Source organism: Paenibacillus sp. FSL M8-0142 (assembly GCF_038597315.1).
GTDB lineage: Bacteria > Bacillota > Bacilli > Paenibacillales > Paenibacillaceae > Paenibacillus_AQ > Paenibacillus_AQ lactis.
In genome coordinates, this window is sequence record NZ_CP152008.1 from 3816293 (window position 1) to 3837141 (window position 20849).

At 51.2% G+C, this 20849-nt stretch carries 21 protein-coding genes and 1 other annotated feature; of the genes, 1 reads left to right on the plus strand and 20 read right to left on the minus strand.

Features of this window, described 5'->3' with window-relative positions; translation table 11 throughout:
• Positions 1-10: 10 nt before the first annotated feature.
• From NSQ46_RS17555 to NSQ46_RS17595, 9 genes are all read right to left on the minus strand, one after another.
• Positions 11-1225 carry a Bcr/CflA family efflux MFS transporter gene (locus tag NSQ46_RS17555; RefSeq protein ID WP_007130341.1) on the minus strand — a complete coding sequence of 405 codons (1215 nt, stop codon included), beginning with the start codon at positions 1223-1225 and terminating at the stop codon, positions 11-13.
• Positions 1226-1501: 276 nt separating this feature from the next.
• Positions 1502-1963, minus strand: a complete 462-nt coding sequence (locus tag NSQ46_RS17560; RefSeq protein WP_007130342.1) for a DUF2269 family protein — start codon at positions 1961-1963, stop codon at positions 1502-1504.
• Positions 1960-2586: a TetR/AcrR family transcriptional regulator gene (locus tag NSQ46_RS17565; RefSeq protein ID WP_007130343.1), complete on the minus strand. Its 627-nt coding sequence runs from the start codon at positions 2584-2586 to the stop codon at positions 1960-1962. Before NSQ46_RS17565 ends, NSQ46_RS17560 begins: the two co-directional genes overlap by 4 nt.
• A gap of 27 nt (positions 2587-2613) precedes the next feature.
• Positions 2614-3066, minus strand: coding sequence for a hypothetical protein (locus tag NSQ46_RS17570; RefSeq protein WP_007130344.1), 453 nt, complete (start codon positions 3064-3066; stop codon positions 2614-2616).
• A 218-nt stretch (positions 3067-3284) separates the two neighbouring features.
• Complete coding sequence (locus NSQ46_RS17575) at positions 3285-4529, minus strand: MFS transporter (protein ID WP_251535212.1); 1245 nt, start codon at positions 4527-4529, stop codon at positions 3285-3287.
• A 258-nt stretch (positions 4530-4787) separates the two neighbouring features.
• Positions 4788-5192 carry an NUDIX domain-containing protein gene (locus tag NSQ46_RS17580; RefSeq protein WP_007130346.1) on the minus strand — a complete coding sequence of 135 codons (405 nt, stop codon included), beginning with the start codon at positions 5190-5192 and terminating at the stop codon, positions 4788-4790.
• Between the two features lie 2 nt (positions 5193-5194).
• Positions 5195-5674 carry a DMT family transporter gene (locus NSQ46_RS17585; RefSeq protein WP_007130347.1) on the minus strand — a complete coding sequence of 160 codons (480 nt, stop codon included), beginning with the start codon at positions 5672-5674 and terminating at the stop codon, positions 5195-5197.
• Positions 5675-5721: 47 nt separating this feature from the next.
• Entirely contained in the window at positions 5722-6423 is a 702-nt protein-coding gene (locus tag NSQ46_RS17590) for a Crp/Fnr family transcriptional regulator (protein WP_007130348.1), read from the minus strand.
• 44 nt (positions 6424-6467) lie between these two features.
• On the minus strand, positions 6468-6893 hold the full coding sequence (locus NSQ46_RS17595) for a DMT family transporter (protein WP_007130349.1): 426 nt from the start codon (positions 6891-6893) through the stop codon (positions 6468-6470).
• A 199-nt stretch (positions 6894-7092) separates the two neighbouring features.
• Between NSQ46_RS17595 and NSQ46_RS17600 the strand changes: the two genes are divergently transcribed.
• Positions 7093-7950, plus strand: a complete 858-nt coding sequence (locus NSQ46_RS17600) for a pentapeptide repeat-containing protein (RefSeq protein ID WP_342574179.1) — start codon at positions 7093-7095, stop codon at positions 7948-7950.
• Between the two features lie 74 nt (positions 7951-8024).
• On the opposite strand, the gene NSQ46_RS17605 is transcribed toward NSQ46_RS17600, so the two are convergent.
• From NSQ46_RS17605 to NSQ46_RS17655, 11 genes are all read right to left on the minus strand, one after another.
• On the minus strand, positions 8025-9722 hold the full coding sequence (locus NSQ46_RS17605; RefSeq protein ID WP_342574180.1) for a glutamine--tRNA ligase/YqeY domain fusion protein: 1698 nt from the start codon (positions 9720-9722) through the stop codon (positions 8025-8027).
• Between the two features lie 74 nt (positions 9723-9796).
• Positions 9797-10063: a binding site (T-box leader), on the minus strand.
• A 65-nt stretch (positions 10064-10128) separates the two neighbouring features.
• Positions 10129-10617: a translation initiation factor IF-3 gene (gene infC / locus NSQ46_RS17610; protein WP_007130352.1), complete on the minus strand. Its 489-nt coding sequence runs from the start codon at positions 10615-10617 to the stop codon at positions 10129-10131.
• A gap of 161 nt (positions 10618-10778) precedes the next feature.
• Positions 10779-11813 carry a DUF6528 family protein gene (locus NSQ46_RS17615; RefSeq protein ID WP_007130353.1) on the minus strand — a complete coding sequence of 345 codons (1035 nt, stop codon included), beginning with the start codon at positions 11811-11813 and terminating at the stop codon, positions 10779-10781.
• A gap of 25 nt (positions 11814-11838) precedes the next feature.
• Positions 11839-12711 (minus strand): sugar phosphate isomerase/epimerase family protein, encoded by an 873-nt coding sequence (locus NSQ46_RS17620; RefSeq protein ID WP_007130354.1) that lies wholly within the window; start codon positions 12709-12711, stop codon positions 11839-11841.
• Positions 12712-12743: 32 nt separating this feature from the next.
• Positions 12744-13631, minus strand: coding sequence for a DUF6528 family protein (locus NSQ46_RS17625; RefSeq protein WP_007130355.1), 888 nt, complete (start codon positions 13629-13631; stop codon positions 12744-12746).
• Positions 13628-15256 (minus strand): extracellular solute-binding protein, encoded by a 1629-nt coding sequence (locus NSQ46_RS17630; RefSeq protein WP_007130356.1) that lies wholly within the window; start codon positions 15254-15256, stop codon positions 13628-13630. Before NSQ46_RS17630 ends, NSQ46_RS17625 begins: the two co-directional genes overlap by 4 nt.
• Before the next feature lie 36 nt (positions 15257-15292).
• The gene (locus tag NSQ46_RS17635) at positions 15293-16168 is read right to left on the minus strand and encodes a carbohydrate ABC transporter permease (protein WP_007130357.1); all 876 of its coding nucleotides are present in this window, start codon (positions 16166-16168) and stop codon (positions 15293-15295) included.
• A gap of 51 nt (positions 16169-16219) precedes the next feature.
• Entirely contained in the window at positions 16220-17137 is a 918-nt protein-coding gene (locus NSQ46_RS17640) for an ABC transporter permease subunit (protein ID WP_007130358.1), read from the minus strand.
• A 209-nt stretch (positions 17138-17346) separates the two neighbouring features.
• Positions 17347-18120 (minus strand): response regulator, encoded by a 774-nt coding sequence (locus NSQ46_RS17645; RefSeq protein WP_007130359.1) that lies wholly within the window; start codon positions 18118-18120, stop codon positions 17347-17349.
• The gene (locus NSQ46_RS17650; protein ID WP_007130360.1) at positions 18110-19915 is read right to left on the minus strand and encodes a sensor histidine kinase; all 1806 of its coding nucleotides are present in this window, start codon (positions 19913-19915) and stop codon (positions 18110-18112) included. The genes NSQ46_RS17645 and NSQ46_RS17650 overlap by 11 nt, the downstream gene beginning before the upstream one ends.
• A gap of 231 nt (positions 19916-20146) precedes the next feature.
• A complete protein-coding gene (locus NSQ46_RS17655) occupies positions 20147-20590 on the minus strand; it encodes a GNAT family N-acetyltransferase (RefSeq protein WP_007130361.1) in 444 nt (147 codons plus the stop codon).
• Positions 20591-20849 lie beyond the last annotated feature (259 nt).

Genomic DNA, 20849 nt, shown 5'->3' on the forward strand with positions numbered 1-20849 from the left:
GAGGGATTTTTTAGCTTGCCGATGCTCCATCCCCGTTCGCTCTTGTCAGCTTGGTAAACGCCCATGCGCCAAGGCACGAGGTGACGAACAACACCGCTCCCATCGGCACGGCTGTCGTCTCGTCAATGCCGACCAGGGGCGATACCGCCGAGCCCAGCAATAACGGTACCAATCCAAGCACAGCGCTTGCGCTACCAGCCCGATGTCCCTGCTTCTCCATGGCCAAGGTAAATGTGCTGGTTGCGACGATTCCGATCGTGATCATGTATATAAAGATTAAGATGACGATGAGGGCCAGCGGACCTCGGATCGCCGTCATGATAAGCAGCAATGAAGTTGCGCTTACCGCCGTCCATACGCCGAAGCGCAGCAATGTCCGTTCCGGAATGATGCCGCCGAAACGTCCGATCAGAAAGCTGCCGAAGATGATCGCGAGGCCATTGATGCCGAACAGAATGCTGAACACCTGCGGCGATACACCATATATCCCTTGATATACAAACGGAGTGCCTGACACGTAAGCAAAGCTCCCGCCGTGGATGAAGCCGACCGTCAAGGCGTATCCGATGAAGGAACGATCCTTGAACAGATCCCCCATGGTCTTTATCGAGTGGCCAATCGAGCTTGACATCCGTCTCTCGGGCGGCAAGGTTTCCTTCAACCGCAGCGTAATGGTGAGCACGATAAACAGACCGAATAAGCTTAGAAAATAAAAGATCGAATGCCAGCTGGCGGATGGAAGCAGCAAAATCGCTCCGCCCGACATTGGGGCGACCATCGGCGCAACGGCATTGATGACCGACAGCAGCGCAAAGAACTTGGTCAGCTCCCTGCCGCTGAACACATCCCGCACGACCGCACGGGAGATGACAAGGCCGGCAGCAGCAGTAAATCCCTGCAAGAATCTAGCGATAATCAGTGTCGTAATATTCGGGGCAAGCGCGCAAAACAGAGAAGACAATGCGAACAGCCCCAAAGAGATGATTAAGGGCATTCTTCGTCCGCGTGCGTCACTGATTGGACCCACGATCATTTGTCCCAAAGCCAGACCAATCAAGCACGAAGTCAAACTCAGCTGCACCAGTGAGGCTCGCGCTCCCAAGTCAGCCGATATATCGGGGAAGCTGGGCAGATACATATCGATGTTGAATGGTCCCAATATCCCCAGCAAACTTAGTAGAAATGCTAGGCCGAGGCGTTCTCTTCCTGTTGGATTATGAAGCATGCGTATCAAACACCTTTACGAAGAATTTAGCTTAAACTATGAATGTAAAAGCCAAGCCATAGCTTGCCGAGCAAGTAAATGCATGCTCAAGCATGTTGGTTCCCGGACGACAAGACTTTGACCATTATAAGGGGTTCCGTTCTTTTTGTTAAGTGTTCGTTATAAAAAAAACACACGGTAATGTTTTACCGTGCGCTCGCCTTCTTCTTATGATTCAGTTTCCTTCCTTTTCCTTACATGGAATCCTAGCGGAGTACGAGTTGACCATCTCTTCTATCAAAATGGCTTTGACACCATAAAATAAAGGATGGCTAGGGGAAGCAGGGTTGCGATCGTTCCGAATATCGCCCAATACCTTGAGGCCTTCTTATACCCTGCCGTGACCGCTCCGCATTCTACGGAATGCCCGCTATGCCTGATCATGCTTTTCTGTAAAGGGATCAATACGCCTCCCCAAATCAGCCCCGTCACGCCAAACAAGAAAAGCGATGCGGTGAGCCAATTCATTCCGCCAATCCCGAATCCGGAGCGACCAGCCATTACGATGCCGGAAACGATAAGCAGCAATAATCCCGGAAGGGTAAACACGTAGTCGGCCAGCATCACATTCTTCGCCGTCCGGTGGATGTGGGACGGATTGCCCTCGATATCGGCCCTTACCTTCCAGAACGCTGCCGTTATGATATTCCCGACAAACAGCACGCTTCCGGTTATATGAAGAAACAGCCATACCGTCATCTGCTCCTGCCCCCCTTCCCGGCTTCTCCGGGCTGGAGAATACCGATGATAAAATCCTCGTACTCGTTCGTACCGAAGACGTCGCTCTTGGCCCCGATCAATCCCCGTACCCGCAGCCCGAAAGACAGCAATTCGAACAGCTCAGCCGTCCGCTCGGCATCGATGGATTTTGGAATTACGCCCGCTTCCTGCCCGGTCTCGATCCACTTCCTCGAGGTGGCCGTCGATTCCCTGTAAAACCCGGCTACAATTTCGGCAATCCCCGGCTGATCGCTCTTTCCGATCAAATACATCAAAATCTGGTTGCTGACGTCATCGCGGCTTTCCAGCTTCGTCATTCCATGCGCGATGGCGTTCATGGGCCCTTCAAATTGCTTCTTCTTCCCCTGCTTGTTTACTTCATTCATAAACCGTTCGTTTGATTCCGCGAGCTTCGCTTTCAATACATTGATATACAGCTCATCTTTGCCGGAGACGTAATGAAAGATCGCGCCTTTGGAGAGTCCGGTGCGCTTCATAATGTCCGTCAACGTCGTTTGACTGCAGCCCTTCTCCCGAATCAATTCCTCTGTTGCTTCCAGCAGGATGTGCTGCGTTTGCTCTCGGCGTTCTTCTTGCTTCATATGCGATTCCTCCTTATAGGTACTGCATTATCCTTGCGAAGGCAGCCAGCCTGCAATTAATATAGCGGCTATAAACACGATTTGAATAACCGTTCTGATCCCTATCGGTGGAACCGGCCTGCCCGCTAGCTTGAGCTTATGACGGGCTGCATGCATGTTAGCTGGAAACATGGCAATCAGCAGCAGTGCCAGCAAGGTTGCTGCTATCGTTGTCGTCGACGGGAAGAGCAGCAGAAAGGCACCCGTTATTTCAAAAATGCCTGTCAAACTTACGATCATCCCCGCCTTCGGGATCCATGGCGGTACCATCGCAATCAAATCGGGACGCATTCTGCCCCAGTGAGCCGACGCGGCGATCAGCAGCATCACCGCTGCTGCAAAGCGAAGCGATATGACGGTGTCGTTCATGTACTCCCAGCCGGCTAAACCGAGTGACCGAAAAACGAGAAACGAAATGACCATGCCTATAAATGGTGCCATCTCCACCAACTCCTCATCCTCTTTGCTCCTTATTATATATACCGACCATCGGTTTGTAAATACGAACGACAATAAATGAGAGCCGTCCAAATTTACAACCCGCTCACAATGTCATGCGATCGCCGCGACGACATATGAGCAAGCTGTAAATCTGACGGCTTTGATTTGATCTGTTTGATTGCCCGGAGGATTCCCCAATCTATCCGGCATGGGACCATCTATTGTTCTGACGAGGCGGGGTATATTCTGAACAAATGTACGTATAGAACGACACTAATAAGTGCTGACAGCAGGATCAGGCTGAATATTCCCATTGGCGGAATCCACGCCGATAAAAACACAGTGACCGGCGCCAAAAATCGCCCGATCGTATACTGCAGATTGTCAGCGCCCATGTATTGTCCTCTTGCATGCTCCGGAGCATAATGGCTGATAAAGCTTTGCATGACCGGTGAGCGGACAATCTCGCCGAATGTAAACACGATCGTAACGATAAACAAGAACCATAGATTGGTGCTGAAGCCGAGGGCAAACGTCCCTAATCCGGATAACAGCGATGACATAATGAATACGTCGCGCTCCTTCCAATGGCGCAGCCACTTGGTTACCGGCAGGATAAACAGCACAAACAAGAGACCGTTCAGGCCGAGCAGCCAGCCCAATATCTCGGTGCTCGAAAGCATCAGCTTGCCCTCCTCCCAGGAGAACAAAGCCTGAGCAGGCACGTAGTTCGTGACGTAGACGGCTAAATACAAATCCAGCTGCATAATCGCTACCAGCGCGAATATCCCTGCTAGTATGTACACCAGAAACACCTTGTCGCGAAAAATAACGCCGTATCCCTTCCACTGCTCCCTCCATATTTCGCCAACCGTTGCTGAACGGCCAGCGCTTCCCTCCCCAGGCGGCATGGATTCTTTAACGATCAAATAGATAGCGATGAAATACAGCAGCAGGATGAACGAGCAGGTCCACAGCAGCTCCTGCCGGTAATGGAAGAAGAATACCGCTCCAAGCGCCGGGCCTAACACTGCCCCGATATTATTGGCGGTCGTGAACGTAGCGAACACTTGACGCCGGTCCTGTGCCGGAACCAGGTCCGCCACCATGGCCGTGCTGGCCGGCCGATAAATGGCACCGCCGAAGCCAATGGCAATAAACGCCGCATAATCGAGCCAATGGGAAGATGACAAGGCGAATACGGCGAACATCAAGGTTTGGAGCGCAGCGCCCGTCAGCATGACGGGACGGCGTCCGATCCGGTCCGCCAAAGCGCCTCCGATCAAGCTCCCTGCCATGCTGAATAACGGGGGAACCGTCATCAGCATCCCCGCGATATCATTTCCTAACGCATTCCCGAAATAAACCGCGATAAACGGAAAGTACATCCACACGAGCATATTGAACAGCGCTTCGCCAAATAAGCGAACTTTTAAATTGGTATTCCATAATCGAATTTGCATAAGAAATAGGCTCCCTTTAGCTATACAACGCGATGGCTAAGCTCTGACTTCCCGGCCGGGTATCACCTACTATAAAATAATTTCCTGGCAAAATATAGACTTATATTAGGCGTTCGTTTATACTAATAATATGAAAATCGAATAAGACCCCGTTTGATTCAAATGTTCCTTAAATCGAACGTACGTTCTAAATCTAATGATTAAAGACGCCTCCGCGGAGGCGTCTTTTTTAGACTTAAATGCATCATCGTTCTCTGGTTAATCGTTCAGCTGCTTGGTCTCGTATAACCGCTCGAAGATCAGCCGGCTCACCTCGGACACACGTCCTTTATCTTGATATGTCAACCATGCCAGCTCCTCGATCTCCGAGGCTGGCGACAGCTCTCCGTCCGCCTCTGCCGTATAACAGGACATCTTCACGATGGCTCCATCGGTTTTACCATGAGCCTCCGCCTCGAAGGTTCCGTAGTGCACGGCGCTTTCCGGTTGTATCCGAACGGACAGCTCCTCTTCAATCTCCCTGGCAAGCGTTTCGAGCTCCGTCTCGCCGGCCTCACGCTTTCCGCCGGGAACATAGTACGTATCCTTGCCTCTGGAACGGGCGCATAAGATGCGTCCGTCAACCACATGCAGCCATGCGACTTTATCAATGATCGATCCCATGTTTACTCTCCTCCTTCGCGAACTTTTCGAGCTTCTTGCTTCTCTTGTGATCCTCCTAATTTAAACACCAGAATGCCGCCGATGATAACCAGAACTCCAATCAGCTGGTTTATTGTAAAAGGAACCTTAGCAAGACCGAGCCATCCCATGGAATCCCACAAGAGGGCGAACCCGAGCTGTGACGTCATGACAATCGATATGGCGAACGTCGGTCCGAGCATTTTCGTAGCTTGAACCAGACAGATCACCACGCCTACGCCGATGACCCCGCTGATCCAATACCAGGGCTTCATCTGGTCCAGCTGGAAGGTGGCGGTACCCTCAACTGCCAAGCTTATGATGAAGGATGCAGCAAAGCCCAATCCAAGCACCAATGTTGTCGTTGACCATAGTCCCGTGGCAGCATTAACCCGGTTGTTGAATATATTTTGCAGACTTACCAGAGCGCCGGCTATAAGCGCCAATACCAATCCTCCGGCCACATTCCGCTCCTCCTTCACTTTCCTCATATGGCGTTCTTAGCGGTCATTTATTCTTCGTAAATATTGCCCCCGGCCACCTCGAACAGCTTCTCCCGATTCTTGATCAGGATGATGCCGCGGCGGCGCTCGATCAAGCCGTCCTTGCAAAATTTATGAATCACCCGGTTCAGATGCCTGTAGCTTGTCCCGAGCAGATTCGCAATATCTGACAGCTGGAAGACATCTGGAGGATCGGTTGCGAACGCTCCGGAATCGCCTTGCGAGACCGAAAGCAGATAACTGGCCAGACGAACTTCCACCGGATGCATCAGATTAAAGCTCATAAAATTGGACTTAATATAAAATTTGCGGGTGACGATCTGCAACAGAAACTGCAGCAGCGGCGGATGGGACTGACCGTATTTATTCAGCCAACGATGATGAACGGCAACCATGGTCGAAGGCATCACCGCCTGCACCGTGTTGATGAATGGATTTCCTTGAATATACTCAATATCACCAATCACCTCCAGCGGCGTTTTAAAGGACAGGATGAGCGCCCTGCCTTCCGGTGACGTTGTAAACACCTTGATTTTCCCTCCAACAAGCACATAAAGGTATTCAGCGGTCTCCCCCTGCTTGCAAATGCTCTCTCCCTGTTCGTACTCACACAGCAGCAGATGGGGCTCCAGTTCTTCCGGGAACACATGCTCCATCTGGTGCTCGCGAATTAAGGAACGCAGGCGTTCCGGATCGCGACTTTCTTTCATCGATCAGTTCACTTCCCATCTGTTCATGATTCTGTCCTTTGCTGCTACATTTTAAGGAACAGCACACCGGCGATCATCATGGCAATGCCAATGCATTGAGCTGCCGTAATCCTCTTCTTGGCCACGCCGAACCATCCGCCGGCGTCAATCACGAACGTCAGGCTCAGCTGTGCGATCAACAGCGCCGATATCGTCAAGGTTACCCCGATATGCCGGATCGCGGTAACTTCACTGAATATGATCGGTGCCGCCAAAGCGCCTCCTAATACATACAGCGGGTTGACCTGCCTAACCCAATACTGCTTGCTGTCACGGACAAACGACAAAATTACCAATGCCATCAAAAACCCCGTCAGCTGCGTTACGGATGCCGCCGGCCATGTTCCCATATCCTGACTGATCCTTGCGTTCGCCACACCCTGCAGCGTTATGCATGCACCGCCCAGTATAGCAAATACAATTCCTCTCATGCGTATAAACTCCTCGCGTCGTAATTGATCTGTATATTATTAAAGAGTATATCCGGCATTGGGGAAAAGGACATATGTCCTAAATGGGGCGAAAATGATAAAACTCCGATTGCATCTATGACTTTACCCTCTCTATGGTCTAAAATAGAATCTATGTATTCATGTTCATCGCCCATGTGGAAGGAGATTCATATCATTCATGACGAACAAACAAACCTCATCCGAATCGCTGCGGCATAGTCTGCAATCGGACTGTTCCAGCTGCTTCGGCTTATGCTGCGTGGCGCTGCCCTTCGCGGCATCATCGGATTTTGCGGTGAATAAGGACGCCGGAACACCCTGCAGCAATCTGAGAGCCGATTTCCGCTGCGCCATCCACGATCATCTTAGACAAAAGGGCTTCCGCGGCTGCACCGTGTTCGATTGCTTTGGCGCAGGACAGAAGGTATCCCAGCTTACTTACCAGAGACGCGACTGGCGGCAGTCAACTGAGACCGCCAAGGAAATGTTCGAGGTATTCCCGATAATGCGGCAGCTCCACGAGCTGTTATGGTATTTAAGCGAAGCATTGGAACAACAGCCGGCGCAAGAAATTCATGCCGATATCGAACGAGCGCTGGAGGAGACCGAGCGCATGACGCTTCTCCCTCCGCCAGCTCTGCTGAAGCTCGATGTGGCAGCTCATCGGGCCGAAGTCAATTTGCTCCTGCTTCGGACAAGCGAGCTTGTCCGGGAGAATGCCCGCCGTAAGCACACCGGTCCTCCCGTCAGGAAGAACATCGGCGGCCGGGGTGCGGATCTGATCGGCGCCAAGCTTAAGGGCGCCGATCTTCGATATGCCAATCTGAGAGGGGCTTATCTCATCGCAGCTGATCTGCGCGGCGCGGATCTGAGGGTAGCCGATCTGATCGGCGCGGATTTCCGGGATGCGGACATTCGGGGAGCCAATCTGACCGGATGCCTCTTCCTAACCCAAGCCCAAGTCCAAGCCGCCATCGGGGATGCGAGCACGAAGCTCCCGCCTTCGTTAACGCATCCTGAGCATTGGCCAGCCTAATACGTTCCCGATGGAATGCAGCGAATGCAACTCTATTCCTAGCGTTCGCAAAGCTTAATGCATCGCATACATGGTCATTTGAACATGTCGCTGTTCTGCCTCTTCCACGAATCCTTCAACGGCACAACGCGGTTAAACACAAGATGCCCGGAATGGGCGTGCTTGTTATCGAGACAGAAGTAGCCGTGTCGGATGAACTGGTAGGTTTGATGGAAAGAGGCATTGCTTAGGCTCGGCTCAAGAAAAGCCTTCTCCACCCGAATCAACGATGCCGGGTTCAGGAGCTCCTTCCAATCGTTGCCGGATTCTGCAAAAACAGCGGTCTCCTTCAGAAGGCGATCATACAGATGCAATTCTGCATGGATCCCGCAACTCATGGATACCCAGTGAATCGTCGACTTGACTTTCCTTGCGTTGAACCCGCTTCCGCTTCGTGTCAACGGGTCATAGGTGCAGTGCAGCTCGGTTATTTTACCGGTTAACGGGTCCTTTACGACTTCCTCGCAGCGGATAAAGTAAGCTCCCTTCAGCCGCACCTCCTGCCCCGGCGACAGCCGGTGAAACCCTGCGATCGGATCCTCCATGAAATCCTCCCGTTCGATCACCAGTTCCCTGGTGAACGGGACTTTCCTGGTTCCCAGGGATTCATCGCCTTCATGGTTCCGCAGAACAAGCATTTCCGTCCGGTCCGCCGGAAAATTCGTGATGACCACTTTCAGCGGGTGCATCACAGCCATGGCATTCAGGGACCGCATCTTCAAATCCTGGCGGACAAAGTGCTCCAGCATCGCCGAGTCCACGGTACTAGGATTTTTTAGCGCGCCAAGCTCTTCGAGAAATCGTCGAAGCCCTTCCGGAGTCACGCCCCTACGGCGCAACCCTTGCAGTGTCGGCAGTCTTGGGTCATCCCAACCGTCGACATAACCCCCATCAACCAGCTCCCTCAAATATCGCTTGCTCGTAGCCGTTCCCGAAATATTCAGCCGGCCGAATTCCCTCTGCTTGGGAGGCTCCGGAATATCAAGCTCCCTCAGTACCCATTCATACAGCGGGCGGTGATCCTTGAACTCTGCCGAGCATAAGGAGTGCGTAATCCCTTCAATGGCATCCTGGATCGGATGGGCAAAGTCATACATCGGGTAGATACACCATTCATTTCCGGTTCGGTAATGCTCCGCATGGATAATCCGGTACAGTACGGGATCCCGCAAATTGAGATTAGGCGATGCCATATCGATCTTCGCCCGAAGCACCTTCGAGGCGGCTGCAAACTCTCCATTCTTCATCTGCTTGAATAAGGACTCATTTTCTTCCACCGTCCGGCCTCGGTATGGACTATCCTTCCCCGGCTCGGTCAGCGTTCCCCGGTAAGCAGTCATCTGCTCCGGACTAAGGTCGCAGACATAGGCCCTGCCCTTGCGAATCAGCTTGATTGCGGCCTCGCAGATTTGCTGCGAGTAATCCGATCCGAAATATACATCCGGCTTCAATCCAAGCCATTCAATATCCTGTTTGATCGCCTCCACATATTTAACGTCTTCCTTAAGCGGGTTCGTATCATCGAAGCGCAGATTAAACCTGCCGTCAAACCTGTCAGCGATCGAATGGTTAACCTGGATGGCATATGCGCTTCCGATGTGAAGGTAACCGTTCGGCTCGGGCGGGAAACGCGTCGCGATCGGCCTGCTGTACACTCCGCTCGCGATGTCCTCCCGCACAATGTCCGTCAGAAAGTCGGACTTCATAGCTGCGTTTCTTTTGTCAGTGCTCATGGGTAAAACCTCCTCTAAATTAACATGTTCATTTCCTCTGGAACGACAAAAAATCCCGCCCCCAAGACAAATGTCTTGGGGACGAGATTTGATTTCGCGGTGCCACCCCTATTTGCCGATATCTCACGATACCGGCCTCATCAGGTACGGCCATCGGCTGACGGCTTATACCCTAGCTCTATAACAGGAGCTCCTGTCGCACCATCTGCTTATGTAAACCACAAGTTCCGATGCGCCGCTCAGAGGCTTGGTTCAACGAAGGGTTTCCCGCCCCTTTTCAGCTTGCTGGGGCTCTCTGTAGGGAATCCTGACTCGTCTACTCTTCTCTTCATCGCGTTTATAATTTGAATTATAGTATCATCAAAGAACGCAAAAGTAAATCATGGAATTGCACGCCTGGTGGCATTTACACCGGGAGCAGCTTCACCGTCGCCTGCTTGCCGCTCACTTGGATGCCGGTTTCCTTCGTTCCCTTCCCGGCCAGATCGTGGATCAACCGTTCCAGCAGCTTCCGGGCGGCATCGCCCTCCTTGCCCTGAATGCGGATGATCGGCTGGACCGCCTTGCCCGATTCAAGCAGGCGCTGCATTTGGGACAGCTTGGTATCATAGTCGTGCTCCTCGATATGTACGGTGAGGCGAAATTCTTTCACTTTGATCGGACCGCTGGCCGGCTTCTGTCCTTTCTTCTCCTTCGCGGCCTCCTGCTTGGCCATTCCTCGGCTGACCAGCTTGCATGGCGGAGGGCTGCTGAACAGCGAAGTGCACACTAAATCCGCCTTATTCGCTTTCGCCAGCGCTAATGCCTCGTCCCGTGGCATGATGCCGAGGTCCTCGCCGTCGAGTCCCGTCAGTTCAACCTCGCGTGCCTTTATTTTCTCGTTCATCATCAACATCCGATTGCCTCCTTCAGATCCATCCTGATACGTAAGGATAGCATACCATACCCGGCAAAAAAAGATCGCCCAAGCACATCGCTTGAACGATCCTCAGCAGCATCTCCTCACTAGTCGAGCTTTTGAAAGGGATATGGGCTCTCGATCCCGGCTATCTTCAACTACTGATAGTTAGGATTCAGTATCCGTGCTTTGTAGAATGCAGCACCGGTCTTGGTACGCGTTGCACTCGGAAGGAAAAAGTCTGCCGAATCCGTACACCACGTGTAAAGCGTACAGCCGCCGACCGGATTCTTCGCGACATCCGCGACCGTTTGCACCACCTGGCCTGATGACTGATTACCGACAGCCTTTACGCCCACCCGGCTGATCTCGTCAGCTCCCGCATACGTAAGATCGAGCGAATTGGTCGATTTGACGTATTGATATACCTTCCCACCCGATGCCACCCACAATCGGTCAAGGTCTCCATACACCGGTTGTATGTCATGCCCGTTCAAGCGGGTAACATCCAGTCGAACATGCTCGGTCAACGTCGGGCTCGCGGTTGTTCCCCCTACCTTCAACCCAACGATCGCCCCATTTCCCAGGCTCCATAATATTTCATTATGCGGATCCCAAGATACGCCGTGAGCGCTCTCCAAACGATACTCTGCGTATGTCGTTGAATGACAGCTCTGAGACGATGTATAAATCCGTACCCAGCCTCCAGTGCTTGCTGCAACGGCAATGTTGCCGTTGGGCAGAAGTTCGGCGGAGTGGGGATTGCCGCCTACATTCGCTGCCCAGAGCTTATAATTTCCTGCAGGATATGGAATAATCGCGGCCAATCCCCTTGAGTCGGTAACGAGCATAACCTGGGTTCCGAAGAAATCGCTGTTTCTAATCCGTGCTTCCGTCGGCAATCCCCAATAGGCGGTAAACTCAGCGAAGCCGTTGGATGCAATGGGTGCCCAAGACCATTTAACGGCCATGGAATCATTCCAATCAGAGACGCCAGGGTCCATCACCAATATTTTTTTGGACGCTTGATCGCTCATAGCGATATCATAATCCTCCTGGAGAGGCGAAGATGCGTCCACCCAGCTCATTCTTAGGTTATCCCCGGTAATAAAGAGAGTCAGGGCAGCCAGAGAGATACCAGCAGCGAGCAGCAAATGGCGCAGCCGGGATGTCATCTTCTTCCGATTATTCATTCGATCCCTTCCTTTCATCATGTGTTCACGGAAGTTCGATTGCTTTCGGATAAGCAAGATCATAGCCTTCGATCAATCGTTCCCAGCAAGCTGCCACTTCCGAAGGAACAGGTCTGCGGACCTCGAACATAAACGGACCTTGGTAATCGTGCAGAACCAATGCTCGCAAAACCTCGTTCCACCGAATAGAGCCCATGCCCGGCATCCAGTGTCTTTCATCTCGACCGTCGCAATCCGACATATGGACCGTGAAGATGCGTTCGCCCTGTTCTCTGATGAAGCATTCCGGGGCTTCCAGCAGAAGATGGTTGACATCACAACATATGCCGAGCCGAGGATCCGCTGCAAGCAGACTTGCGATCTCCCGGCCCGAATTCCCGAGGCACGTGCGCGGCAAGCATTCAACTGCGATCCGTATGCCGAGCGCTTCCGCTTCATCTGCCAGCACCGATAATGCCCTCCTGCACGCTTCCAGCCGTTGCGGACGTTCCTCATCCGTAATTGGCTCCCAGCTTGGATGGAGTACAACCATGGGAATGCCCCATTCATGGGCAAGCTGCATCAACCGACATAATAAGCGGGAAGCCTCGACAGAAGCCGCTTCACTGACGGCCGATATATCGAAGGCGGGGCCATAAGGCAGATGCAGCGTCCAAATGCTGATTCCAAGCTCTCGACTATTCTCGATCCAAAATCTGCAGGTCCGCTCATTCACCGGATTGAACAGATCGAAGGCATCGTTTCGCCAAGCCAGCTCGATAACCTTAATGCCGGCTTGTTGAACAGCTTCAATATCGACATGACCATCGGCCCAATCATTTAACGAGAGCGATGTTCCAAGCGGCCACCTGGAAGGATGATCCGATAGGACAGAACGCTGCTTCTTTAGTGAAGTCATGCTCCAGCCTCCTTATTGTGATCATAGACGGGCTAATATCCCGGGGCCCAAATCCTAGCCTTGTATATCGCTGTCCCTTTGCGGATCCGATTCGATGTCCCGTGTAAGCGGATCTCGTCCGTCGTCCATTCATAAAGTCCTCCCGGTTTGGGCGCAGCAGAAACGATTACGCCAGAAGGTTGATTGCCGATGCTCTTCACATCATGCCAATCCACAAACGGGCAATCCGCATATTCACTCACAAACCGACCGGATGATATGACGTACTGGTAGACATGCGAAACCGTAGTGATCCACAAGCGATCGTCGTTTCCCCACACGGGCTGGAGATCATGACCGTACCTGCTTGGCAGGGGAACCCGATCGTCCACCGCGATCTCCGGTTGATCATCTGTTCCTTCGAGACGGAGGGCTACCAAATCATGATCGCCTAGAGCCCATAATACATTTCGGCGAGAATCCCAATGCAGACCATGCGAACCAGGAAGCGGAAGCTCGGCATAAACTTGATCTGTTAGCCCTTGGGAAGAAGCATAGATCCTGACCCAACCGCCTGTACTGGCCGCCACAGCCAGATTCCCGTTAGGAAGCAGCTCGGCCGAGTGAGGATTGCCGCCTACGCAGGCCCCCCATATGAGGGATTCTCCTCCGGGATAAGGAAGGATCGCTGCAAGCCCGCAAGAATCCGTAACGATCATGCACTGCCCACCGCGAATCGGATCATGCCGAAGCTTGGCTTCAGTCGGCAGCCCCCATGCCGGAAGGAGCTCGCTGAATCCGTCCACGTCTAAGAGAGACCAGGACCATATCAATGATTCGTCCATGTTCCAATCGGGCGCTGTCGGGGCGAAAACCAGGATTCGATGGCTTTTCTGGTCTGTGCAGGCAATCGGATAATCCATGCTCTGACTGCCGCTCATTTGTCGAGCCCCTGCTCTCGCACAGCTTCGTTTACTTCCTGTATAGCCTGTGACAAGCCTTTGTTCTCGTAACCTGCCACAATGCTCTCCCACATCGCTACCGGGTCCTCCTTGGATAGCATGACCCTAGTCAAATCCTCCGTCGGATTTATGGCGCTCAGCTTCGATTTGGCCGGGGTATACAGCAGTTCCAGCTGATAATTGGTCGGCACGGGGACATGCTCGGCAATTCGCTGCTTCAGTCCTTCCCTCGACATCCTCGACAGCTTCTCTCCATATGCAATATTGTTGACTTCACTCTCTACGAATTCGAGCTCTTGTCCCCAAGCCGCGAGCGAACCAAACAGGTTGAAGGACGGATACAAGCTGCCAATCGTTTTAAATTCGCCCTCTTCATTCTTCTCACGCGTAATCGTGATCTTCTCGCCTTCTATGGTATAGTCCTTCCCTTCAATTCCGTACTGTTTATCTCTGATAAATTCGTCAGAGAGCAGATAATCGTATATTTGCAGGATTCTGTCCATCTTCTCATCGTTCACTCGAGCACTGAAATAGCTTTCCGACCAGAACGTAACGGCCGTATAGCGGTATCGGTTTCCGTCATCCGATTGCCATGTCACCGGAATGATGTGGGCAATATCCTCAAACTTTGTGTCCTTGTTATATTTGCTCCATGCCGCATTGAGCTTGGCTAAACCGTTCGGAGTAGCCTGCATGGAGATCGCGCCCACTTTACCCTGGCCGAATTTTTCAATCCCGTCGTTTGTTTTCATAATGGCAAAATCCGGATCGATCGCGCCTTCCGTAAAGAGCTGGCGCATCTGCTTGACGACCGTCTTCATCTTATCGGAGGCATAGTAAGGGATATACGTTCCATTCTCCTTCACCCACGAGCTGTTCAGCAGGTGTGGAAAGGTGCCTCCGGCAATGGGAGCCAGCATCGCAGCCGACCGGAAGGTAAGACCAACCGTATCGTTCTTGCCATTTCCGTCCGGGTCATCCTTGGCGAAAGCCTTCAGCATATTCAAATAATCATCGTAGGTAACGGGATCCGCAATCCCTAACTTCTCCATCCAATCCTTGCGGACGATCAAGGAACGTTCCATCGCCCATGTATCATAATCCCGGTACGTCAGGCGCGGAATCATATAGGCCTTCCCGTCCACACGAAGCGACTTGGTTTCGTCGAGCGAAAGCACCTTGGCTACATTCGGATAGGGACTGAGATCGTCTGGAAGTGCGCGAATGATCCCTTGTTTAATCCAGGAATAATACGTCTCCGAGTTAATGATATCGTGACTGAACACATCGGGGAGCTCGCCGGAGGCGCTCCAGAGCTGGTATTTTTCCTTGTAATCCGAATAGCTGATCACTTTGTCAACGAAACGGACATTAAATTTGCTTTCGAGCTGCTTCAAATATTCGTCTGTTTCACGGTTCGGAAAGGCGAGCCCGATGTTAAAAAAAGAGACCGATATATCCAGCTTCTTCCCGTTCTTCCCTCCCCCGGATCCACCTTCTCCAGCATCGCTATTGCCTGCCTTCCTGGTGCAGCCTGTAATGACAAGTGCCAGGATCATGATCGCGATCAAAACGGATTTTCCTTGCCAGCGGACGCTTTGCATAGTAAAACCTCCCCCATCGATATTCGTGAATATGTGTCACTCTTTGATAGCACCCAATGTTACGCCTGCCGAAAAGTGTTTCTGCAGATATGGATACACCAGCATAATCGGCACCATGGTTATAATGACGCTTGCCATTTTGATCCCGTCGGGGTAGCCCTGATTGAGCTGCGACATCATGGCCGCGCCCATATCGTCCCTGGCCATCTTGGTTACGTCTGCCAGCATGTTCCTTAAGAACAGCTGCATGGGATGCTTATCGGTGTCAGTCATAAACAGCATCGCATTATACCATTCGTTCCATCTGGCGACCGCGTAAAACAAGGTAATCGCAGCAATCGTCGGCTTGGAAATCGGAATGACGATGCGAAAGAGGATATACAGATCATTCGCCCCATCGATCTTAGCGGACTCCTCGAGACTCGGCGGGATCGTGCGAAAGTGATTGATCATGACAATCAAGAAGAAGGTGCTGACTGCTACAGGGAATATCATGGCTCCATAGTGATTGATCAACTGAAGCCCCTTAATCGTCAAATAATATGGAATAAGTCCTCCCGAAAAGAGCATCGTAAATACGATGCCTGCCATCATAATGGAGCGGCCGGGCATGGATTTCTTGGACAAGGCATAAGCTCCGCATGTGGTCACCAGCATATTAACCGACGTTCCGAACACCGTGACAATGAGGGAGTTCAACAGCGCTTTCCCGACATAACTGCCGTCAAGCAGCATACGGTATGAGCTGAGATTAAAGCTGGTGGGAATTAAATAGAACTGCTGCTTAACGACCGACGCCGGATCGGCAAATGAAGTGATGAATACATTGTAAAAGGGCAGAATGGTCATGACGGCCATCAGCATAAGCAGGATGTGAATCATGTAATCGGCTCCATTCGCTTTCGGTTTCATTGGCGTCCTCCTTTCACCCGAAATACAAGCAGCAACGCAGCTTGGCATGCTTTAGTAGAGACCATCCTGGCCCAACCTCTTGGCCGCGCGGTTTGCCGCTACCAGCAGCGCAAGATTGATGATGGATTTAAACAAGCCGACGGCCGTTGACGTCCCATAGCTGTCGCCGACCGAAAAAGTCCTTCGGTAGACATAGGTATCGAGAATATCCGCTTTTTCATAAACAGCCGGGTTGTACAGATTAAAAATTTGGTCAAACCCGCTCCCACCGGAACTCATCGTATTGCCGATTTGCAGAATCAACAGGATCACAACCGTGCTCTTTAGAGACGGCCAGGTAATATATCGCATCTGGTGAAACCGATTGGCTCCATCGATGCTGGCCGCTTCGTAGAGTGACGGATTAATCCCGGCGATGGCCGCCAAATAAATGATCGTCCCCCACCCCATATCCTTCCAAATGCTGCTGCCGAACAAAAGACCGCGAAATGATTCGGGGTCTACCAGCAGGCTGACTTTTTCAAACCCCAATATGTCCAGCAATTGATTCAGTACGCCGAACGAGCCCAGAAAATTAACGAGAATTCCGCTAACGATAACCCAAGATAAAAAGTGCGGAAACGTGTACACAACCTGATAAAATTTCTTTAGTCTGGCCGTTCGGACTTCATTCAGAAGCAGTGCAACTACAATCGGTACGGGAAATTCAAAGATTAGCCGGCCAAGTGCAATGATGACCGTGTTTCGGAACGCCGTCCAAAAGTCATCCAATAAAAAGATCTCTTGAAAATTGGCCAGTCCAATCCATTCGCTGCCCCATACGCCCTCGGCGAAATTAAATTCCTTGAAGGCAAGCTGCAGGCCATACAGCGGGACATACTCGAACAGGATGTAGAACACTAGCAGCGGAAACACGAGCAAGTACATGTATTTATGCTCCACCATCCGCGCCCATAAGCTTTTCTCCATCGCATCTGCCCTCTCTTTCATGGCGTTATCTTTTAATGCTCCAAGTATACGGTGCGCTGAAGGTAAACCATATGTACGATCCTCAGATATGCTATGTACTTTTCTAACATCATTCGCTCAAAGCCTTGCGTGTCAAATCCGCTTCAGTCGCACGAAAAAGCCCCGGACACACTAGGTGTTCCGAGGCATTCAGCGGGGCTGATCCGAATCTATGGTTTTGTCGATGCATCTATGGAACGGTACTCGGTCGGCGTCAAGCCCGTGTGCCGTTTAAACATTTTTGCGAAATAGAAATAGTCTTTGTACCCGGCCTGTTCCGCCACCTCTCGGACGGATAAGCGACTGTTGAGCAATAAGCTGCAAGCGTGCTCCATTCGGATATCGTTTAGAAACTTCGTGAAATTGACCCCGAATTCCCGTTTAAACAGCGAACTTAAATAGTTCGGATGGAGAAAGAACTGTCTGGAAATATCCTGAACCGTTAGAGGCTCCCGGAAATTCCCGCGAATGTACTGCTCAATCGAGCGCAGTGTATCGTCCCCCGGGCGCGAATCTGCCGTATCCGTAATCGCGTCAGATGGCCGAATGGCTTCGGGCTGCTTTTCGCGTTTCAGACGATTCTTCAAACCCTGCAGCACTTCGGATATTTCTTCGTTACGAAATGGTTTAAGGATATATCCGCCAGCACCGTAATGCATAGCTTGCCTGGCGTACTCAAACTCCGCGTATCCGCTGGCGACCACGCAACAGACCCCGGTCTCTTCTTCATACAGCTTCTGGATCAATTCGATTCCGTTCATGCCCGGCATCCGGATATCAATGAACGCAACATCCGGTCGATGGTGCTTCATCTGCCGGTAAGCATCCAGTCCGTTGCTGGATTCCCCCACAATTTCAAAACCGTGGGACGGCCAGTCAAGCATTCGCTTCAAGCTTTCCAAGATCCAGGGTTCGTCATCTGCAAGCCAAACCTTATACTGCATTTGTCATTCCTCCATGCGGAAGCTTGATAACTACTCTGGTTCCGTTCGACGGTTCGCTATCGACCGATACGATGCCGTACGCCGGCCCATAGGTATATCGGATTCGGTTGTTTACGTTTAACATGCCGATAAATTTTGTATCCGAGGTCAGGTCCGGGCCAGACTTGTCCTCTAAATGAGCACGGATTTCATCCAGCTGGGCAGGCTCCATGCCTACACCATCGTCTTGCACCCATATCAGCATGCTGCTGCCCTCAATCCGGCTTCCTACCGTTAGGAGGCATCGCTCAAGGCTCGGTTCTATTCCATGGAACACCGCATTCTCCACAAGCGGTTGCAAAATCATCTTGATGACCGAAACCCGCAAGCTTCGTTCATCCACATCATACACAACGTCAAACCGATCCTGGAATCGAATCTGTTGAATCCGGATATAGGCATTAACGATCGCAAGCTCCTCCTTGAGCCGTACTTCGTCTCCGCCTTTAATGCTGTAGCGGAAGATGAGTCCAAGAGAATCCGTCATTTCCCGAATCTCGGGGACGTTCTTCACATATGCGATTCCTTTAATGGTTTCGAGCGTATTGTAAAGAAAATGGGGATTGATCTGATTCTTTAAAAATTGCAGCTCCGCTTGCTTCCTAAGAAGCTTCAGCTCATAAATATATGTTTTTGAATCGACAAGCTTCGCAGCCAGATCGTCGATCTCATCGAGCAGTGTATTGAACTGCCTGGCCATGATGCTAATCTCCGCATACCCGTCAAGCGATACACGTTTGTTCGGATTATCTAATCCTTGCGATCGCAGGCCGCTGATAATTTTCATGAAAGCGCGGATCGGGTTAAGGATGTTGCGGCTTATAGCGGTGTAAAAGGCATATAAGATTACGATGGACAACGAAAAGATGCCAAGAACAAGGGTCAGCATATCCTTCAATCCGCTGAATAGCTCACCTGTTTCGAACACGCTTACGATACTTCCGCCGATCGCCGGCACCGGCCTGGCATGCAGGATGAAATCTCCCTCTTCGTTCTGAAACTTAACGGGCTCGCCCTCCTTGACTTGAAGCGCACGAGCAGCATCCTCTGCCATTCCGCCAACCGATTGGCCGATGCTTGGAGCGTCGTTACTTGTCACTACGATTCCGTTACGGTCCAGTACATAAAATTTCCCGGCAAGATGAGTCGACATCGAGCCGAGCTGGGGTGCGATCGCATCGGCCTCCAGAACGATGACGGCATAACCGATTTTTTTCCCGATTGTCACAACGTTTTTCTTATCATACACAGGCGTACCCACATACACCACATTCTTCGTCGGACTTGAGAGCTTATAGTGATAAAGTCCTGAATAATAGGCGTTGGTCTGGTCGGGAATATCGTCAAAAGGAATATAATCCTTGCAGTTTACGCAATTATAGAAGCCTCCCCCTACCGTAGAGAGGAGCACGATTCTATCGATCCCCTGTTTCATGGACTGAAGATTAACAAGAAGTGCTTCAACTGCTCCCTGCAGTTCGAACTGAGCCAGGCGCTCGCGCTCCATCAAAAATCGCTGAATCGTCTCATTATAAGCGATATTAGGCAAAATGCGGTTAATGGAGTCCGCGTTGTCCGCGATATTTTTCTGAATCGTTGATATCAGCTCCAGGGTATATTCGCTGTTCCGTTTGTAGGTGATTCCCCGCATTTGGTCATAACTCCATAGAAAAGTCCCGAACAATAACAGCAGCATCGCCCCACCGATGGTAAGCAGCTGAACGCGGATGGAATACTTCCGGAGTATAGTGATCACGAACGCTCCTCCGTTCTATGAAAGTTATCATTCTGCAAGCGGAGTCACCCCCGCTACGGACCACGGAACATATCCCTCTTCTAACTCCGTATTCTAGCACAAGATGATTCGGTGCCATATATATCATGAGGTTCATCTTCTTATGCGCTGAAACCGCCATCTGAAAGGGGAACGATTGCCTGTTGTTCATATCGATCCATTGGAAGACTCAGGGTTCATACGAACGTTTCCTTAGCCGGCAAATGTATATCTTGCCATCATATCTCCCCAAGGTGCGATCCCCGCTTTCCGAAAACCGGTCTGGAGATATAATCTCTCCGCCCGCTCATTCTCTTTCTTATAACAAAGCATCACATGCTTCGTCTGATCAGGCGCGCTGCGGATCTCTTCGAGCACTAGCCGCAGGGCCGGCTTCGCATAATGCAGCCCCTGATAATGCTCATCGATCATGAACCTGTAAATCCAATAATTATCATCGTAGGTATGAACCCCGTACATGACAAAGCCGATCATGTCCTCATCATGATAAATGGCCCTTGTTCGGAATCCCTCCATAAACTGCGCCTCAGCGATGGAGTAAAGGTTGGGGGCAATCCACTTTGCTTGCTCAGCCTTCGGCTTGAGGCGAATGCAATCCTCCCAGTTGTTTTTATTGATCGCATGAAGTGAAATCATACGCAAGACTCCTTTTTATCTGGTGTATGGGTCTATCCTAATCCAAACCGGGAAGCCGTTCACGGTATTAATCAGATATAACTGAATAATTCACCTGGAAACCTCAACATCGGAGGATGAAGCGTCAGGAGCAAGAGAATGATTCATTATAAATGTTCTCGGCATATGCCAGAGTACGGCTGGGTGGATAAACTATTAGTAACTTTATTGAATATGGAGGCGGTATTGATGCGGCAACTGAAACAGAATGCGCAATCGA